1 protein-coding gene is annotated in these 1,375 nt (G+C 70.5%); it reads right to left on the bottom strand.

Annotation, left to right across the window (positions count from 1 at the left end):
• Positions 1-1,375 (bottom strand): acetyl-CoA carboxylase biotin carboxylase subunit (locus U9J39_RS29325; RefSeq protein ID WP_326348792.1); only part of this gene is annotated, 1,375 nt, incomplete at both ends.

The raw sequence follows: 1,375 nt of genomic DNA, 5'->3' as shown, positions 1-1,375 counted from the left end.
CCGCCAGCGCGATCAGCTCCATGCCGACCGGCGCGGGCGGCGGGAACAGGACCGCCTCGTTGCGCGCGATCAGCCCGGTGTCGAGATCGGCGGTGCGGAACGCCTCCGACTTCACCAGCCGCTGCAGGAAGGCCACGTTGGTCGACAGACCGACCACGTGATAGGCCGCCAGTGCCTGGCGCATGCGCGCCAGCGCCTCGTCGCGGTCCTTGCCCCAGACGATCAGCTTGGCGATCATCGGATCGTAGAACGGGCTGATGGTGTCGCCCTCGCGCACGCCGGCATCGATACGCACGCCGGCCGGGCCGTGGGCATCCTCGCCGCGCATGAACTGCACCGCCGGCGGCGTGCGCAGGAAGCGCAGCGTGCCGGTGGACGGCAGGAACTGCTTGTCGGGATTCTCGGCGTAGATGCGTGCTTCCAGCGCATGGCCGTCGATGCGCAGTTGCTCCTGCGCCAGCGGCAGCGGCTCGCCCGCGGCGACGCGCAGCTGCCATTCGACCAGATCCTGGCCGGTGATCATCTCGGTCACCGGGTGTTCGACCTGCAGGCGGGTGTTCATCTCCATGAAGTAGAAGGAGCCGTCCTCGCCGTTGGAATAATCGGCGATGAACTCCACCGTGCCGGCGCCGACGTAGCCAACCGCCTTGGCCGCGGCCACCGCCGCCTCGCCCATGGCGCGGCGGCGCTCCTCGGTCATGCCCGGCGCCGGCGCTTCCTCCAGCACCTTCTGGTGGCGGCGCTGCACCGAGCAGTCGCGCTCGAACAGGTAGACGCAGTTGCCGTGCGTATCCGCGAACACCTGGATCTCGATATGGCGCGGACGGGTCAGGTACTTCTCCACCAGCACCTTGTCGTCGCCGAAGCTGGCGCTGGCCTCGCGCTTGACCGACGCCAGCGCGGCCTCGAAACCGTCGCCGGACTCGACCACGCGCATGCCCTTGCCGCCGCCGCCCGCGCTGGCCTTGAGCAGCACCGGGTAGCCGATGCGGTCGGCCTCGCGCCGCAGCAGCGCCGGGTCCTGGTCCTCGCCGTGGTAGCCCGGCACCAGCGGCACCGCCGCCTTTTCCATCAGTTGCTTGGCCGCGCTCTTGCTGCCCATCGCGTGGATGGCGGACGCTGGCGGGCCGATGAAGACCAGCCCCGCCGCGGCGCAGGCCTCGGCGAACGCTTCGTTCTCGGACAGGAAGCCGTAGCCCGGGTGGATGGCCTGGGCGCCGGTCTCCTTCGCCATCTCGATGATGTGGTCGGCGCGCAGGTAGCTGTCGCGCGCGGCGGCGCCGCCGATATGCACGGCCTCGTCGCAGAAGGCGACGTGGCGCGCCTCGGCGTCGGCATCGGAATACACCGCGACGGTGCGGATGCCGAGCCGGCG

The sequence above is a fragment of the Cupriavidus sp. SS-3 genome, from assembly GCF_035818815.1.
GTDB lineage: Bacteria > Pseudomonadota > Gammaproteobacteria > Burkholderiales > Burkholderiaceae > Cupriavidus > Cupriavidus taiwanensis_C.
This window is presented reverse-complemented; position numbering and strand designations above follow the sequence as displayed.